The organism is Nonomuraea corallina, assembly GCF_027620315.1.
Taxonomy (GTDB): domain Bacteria; phylum Actinomycetota; class Actinomycetes; order Streptosporangiales; family Streptosporangiaceae; genus Nonomuraea; species Nonomuraea corallina.
In genome coordinates this window covers 1-3639 of the sequence record NZ_JAPNNL010000309.1, presented here as the reverse complement: position 1 = coordinate 3639, position 3639 = coordinate 1, and the positions used below count along the sequence as shown (strand labels likewise).

The following is a 3639-nucleotide window of genomic DNA, read 5'->3' as shown; positions in this document are numbered from 1 at the left end:
GGCGTCGGGCGCGGGCCGCAGCGCGTACCCGGGAGGCTGGGACACCACCAGGTGGCGGGCTTCCGGCTCGGCCGCGGCCAGCGCCCGGCGCAGCTGCGAGACCCGCACGTGCAGGGCGGCCGTGGGGTCGGCCGGCGGCTTCGCACCCCACAGGTCCTCCACCAGCCGGTCGGCCGACACCGGACGTCCCTCGTGGACGAGCAGGTCGGCCAGCAGCGCCCGCACCATGCGTCCCCGGATCGAGACCGGGTCGCCGTGGTCGGTCCACACGGTCAGCGGCCCCAGCACCCCGAAGCGCATGATGTCCTCCGTCCCGAGCCGTCCGCCCCGCCGGGCAACGTACCAGCCGGAGGCCGCCGCCGACGGGGTCGCGCGTCGGTCAGCCGGTGAGGATGCTGATGCCGAGCATGCGAGCCCCGGTCTCGGTGCGCGGGCGGTGCGTGCTGCCGGGCGCGAACACCACGTAGCTGCCCGGCCCGAGCCGCCGTCCCCGGTCGATGAACTCCCCTGAGATCACGAAATAGCGTTCCTCTCCCTCGTGCACGTCGACCTCCGGCCACTCGGTCCCCGGAGCGAAGTCGTACATCCACCCGCGCGCCCACCGCGTGGCCGGCAGGCGGCGAAGGATGATCCCGGGCACCACCTCGACCGGCTCGACCTCGTCCACGTTCAGGATCTCGACATCATCGGGCTCTCTCGTCATGGGCCCCATCGTGACCGCCGGCGCCGTTCACGGCCCAGTGTCAGGAATGACGCTTTCAGGTACTTTCCTGCCATGACGGTTCATCAGGTGGTGGCGCTGGTGCTGCCGCCGCAGTCCACGTTCGAGCTGGCCTGCGCCGCCGAGGTCTTCGGCCTGCGCCGGCCGGGACTGCCCGCTCGGTACGGCTTCGAGGTGTGCGCGGAGCGTCCGGGCGTGGTGCCGACGCTGGCGGGCTACGACATGGTCGTCCGCAGCGGGCTGGAGGCGCTGGAGAGCGCGGACACGGTCGTCGTCCCCGGCTGGCAGCGTCCCGAGGGGCCCGCCTCGCCCGCCGTGATCGACGCGGTCCTGCGGGCGCACCGGCGCGGCGCCAGGATTGTCGCCATCTGCTCCGGCTCCTTCCTCCTCGCCGAGGCCGGGCTGCTGCGCGACCGCAGGGCGACCACCCACTGGCGGATGGCGGCCGAGCTGGCCGCCCGTTTCCCCGACGTGCGGGTCGAGCCCGACACGCTCTACATCGACCTGGGCGACGTCGCCACCAGCGCCGGCACCGCCGCGGGCATCGACCTGTGCCTGCACCTGACGCGCGCCGACCACGGCGCCGCGCACGCGGCGCGGGTCGCCCGGCACATGGTCATGCCGCCGCACAGGGAGGGCGGCCAGCTCCAGTACGCGGCCCCCGCCGCCGGCCGCCCGTCGCAGTCGCTGGCCCAGGTGCTCGACTGGGCACTCGAACGGCTGCACCAGCCCCTCGGCGTCGAGGACCTCGCAGCTCGGGCCGGGGTCTCCCCGCGCACGCTCGCCCGCCGCTTCGCCGGCCAGCTCGGCGTCACCCCCGGCCGATGGCTGCTCCAGCAGCGCGTCGCCGCCGCCCGCACGCTCCTGGAGGAGACCGACCTGCCGGTGGAGACGATCGCGGTCAGGGTCGGCCTGTCCTCGGCCGCCAACCTCCGCAGGAGGTTCCACGCCCTGGTGCGCACCACGCCGGCCGCCTACCGCCGCTCGTTCGGCGGCCGGACCGGCTGAGGTCAGGCGGCGGGGGCCGGACGGCCCGCGCGCGGCGGGCGGGCCCCTGCCTATGATCCCGTCATGCGTCTCGCCCCCCTGACGGCCGCCGCGGCGGCCTGCGCGCTCCTGTTATCCGGAACCGCCTGCTTGTCCGGAACCGCCCACGCGGCCCCGTACCCCATCCGCGATCGCGACCTGACCGCGAACAAGCTCTACCGCGCCGGCGAGCTGCAGACGAGCTCGTGCCCGGAGGAGGAGGTCCAGCCGGGCGACGTCGAGGCCGCCAAGCGCTACCTGACCACGGCGCTGGACTGCCTGAACACCGCCTGGGGCGCCTACTTCAAGCGAGCCCGCCTCCCTTTCCGCAAGGCCAGGATCGGGTTCGTCACCAAGCCCAGGAGGTTCTGTCAGGCATCCTGGGGCGAGGCCGCGGCGGTCTACTGTCCCCAGGAGCGGCGCTTCCTCGTACTGCTGGACGACAACCTGCTCGACGACCCGTCGGACCTGTACCTCTTCAACCTGGCCGCCCACGAGTACGGCCACCACGTGCAGCTGCTCACCGGGATCGAGCGGGCCTACCAGCGTCACCCGTACCGGAACAAGAAGGAGCTGTACGAGCAGCTCCGCCGCGTCGAGCTGCAGGCCGAGTGCCTGGGCGGGGTCTTCGTCGGCAGCGTCTGGACCTCGCTGGACCGTACGTCGCGGGACTGGGACGAGCTCATGAGGATCACCCGGGCGAGCGGCGACGAGCAGTTCAAGGTGCGCAGCCACGGCAAGGGCCGCACCATCGCCGCCTGGCTCGACAGGGGCCGCCGCGCCAAGGACCCCCGGGCGTGCAACACCTGGACGGCGCCCTCGGCCAAGGTGTCCTGAAAACCGCTGGACGGCGTCGTTATGGTGGCTCGCATGAAGATCGTGGACACTGACCGGTTCGTCGCCGAAGGCTTCGCCAAGCTGGAGGCGGCCGTGCCCCGCGAGGTGGGTGACGCCGCCAGGGCGCTGGTGTGGCGGCAGATCGGCCTGTCGCCCGACGAGCCGGACGGCTGGCGTGAGCCCGTGGTGTGGGCCGCCGACGTGACCGGCGCGGGCCCGTTCGGCGAGATGATGCGCAGCCCCAGGCTGCGGCAGGCGCTGGACGAGATCGCCGGCGTCGGCGGCTGGGTGCCGCGCGCCGCGCTCGGCAACATGCCGATCCGCTTCCCCGGCAAGGCGGAGGCCGACGACCGGGGCTGGCACATCGACGCGTCCGTGGCGATGCCCGACGGTTCGTGGGCGGTGTCGGGGCGGCCGGGGACGATGCTGCTGCTCGTGCTGCTGTCGGAGGTGGGCGAGGACGACGCGCCGACCCGGATCAGGATCGGCTCGCACCGTGACGCCGCCCGCGCGCTGGGCGAGCGGACGCTCGATCCGTTCGAGGCCGGTCCGCTGCTGGCCGAGGCGTCCGCCGGCCGCCCGGAGGCGTACGCGACGGGCCTGCCCGGGGACATGTACCTGGTCCATCCGCTGACCGTGCACGCCGCCGACGAGCATCGGGGGACACGGCCGCGGTTCATGTCCCAGGGGCCGGTGTTCCTCAAGGAGCCGGTGGCGCCGGGGGAGGGCAACGCGCTGGCCCGCGCCCTGCTCCCCTGACGGGCGCCTACCCGGCCGAGCCGTAGCGGCCCGGCGTGCAGCCGTACTCCTTGACGAAGGCCGTGATGAACGCCGAAGGGCTGGAGTAGCCGACGCGGCGGGCCACCTCCGCCACCGGCCGGGTCTCCAGCAGCGCCCGCGAGGTGCGCAGCCGCAACTGTGTGCGCACCCGCGAGTACGGCATGCCGAACTCGCGCTCGAAGTCGCGTTGCAGCGTCTTGACGCTGACGTGCAGCCGCGCGGCCCACTCGTCCAGGCGGACGCTGTCGCCGGGGTTGTGCGACAGCTCCCGCACC

6 protein-coding genes are annotated in these 3639 nt (G+C 73.8%); 3 read left to right on the top strand and 3 right to left on the bottom strand.

Annotated elements, in window-relative coordinates; translation table 11 throughout:
- Together OUY22_RS36125 and OUY22_RS36120 are read right to left on the bottom strand one after the other, a co-directional pair.
- Positions 1 to 300: AfsR/SARP family transcriptional regulator (locus OUY22_RS36125; protein ID WP_270159817.1), on the bottom strand; the 300-nt coding region annotated here is incomplete at its 3' end.
- 79 nt (positions 301 to 379) lie between these two features.
- Entirely contained in the window at positions 380 to 703 is a 324-nt protein-coding gene (locus OUY22_RS36120) for a cupin domain-containing protein (RefSeq protein WP_270159816.1), read from the bottom strand.
- A gap of 72 nt (positions 704 to 775) precedes the next feature.
- On the opposite strand from OUY22_RS36120, the gene OUY22_RS36115 reads away from it, so the two are divergent.
- The 3 genes from OUY22_RS36115 (at position 776) to OUY22_RS36105 (ending at position 3343) form a co-directional block, all read left to right on the top strand.
- Entirely contained in the window at positions 776 to 1729 is a 954-nt protein-coding gene (locus OUY22_RS36115) for a helix-turn-helix domain-containing protein (protein ID WP_270159815.1), read from the top strand.
- A gap of 63 nt (positions 1730 to 1792) precedes the next feature.
- Positions 1793 to 2584 (top strand): neutral zinc metallopeptidase, encoded by a 792-nt coding sequence (locus OUY22_RS36110; RefSeq protein WP_270159814.1) that lies wholly within the window; start codon positions 1793 to 1795, stop codon positions 2582 to 2584.
- Between the two features lie 33 nt (positions 2585 to 2617).
- A complete protein-coding gene (locus tag OUY22_RS36105) occupies positions 2618 to 3343 on the top strand; it encodes a phytanoyl-CoA dioxygenase family protein (protein ID WP_270159813.1) in 726 nt (241 codons plus the stop codon).
- A gap of 7 nt (positions 3344 to 3350) precedes the next feature.
- On the opposite strand, the gene OUY22_RS36100 is transcribed toward OUY22_RS36105, so the two are convergent.
- On the bottom strand, positions 3351 to 3639 hold a 289-nt coding region (locus OUY22_RS36100), incomplete at its 5' end, for a helix-turn-helix transcriptional regulator (RefSeq protein ID WP_270159812.1).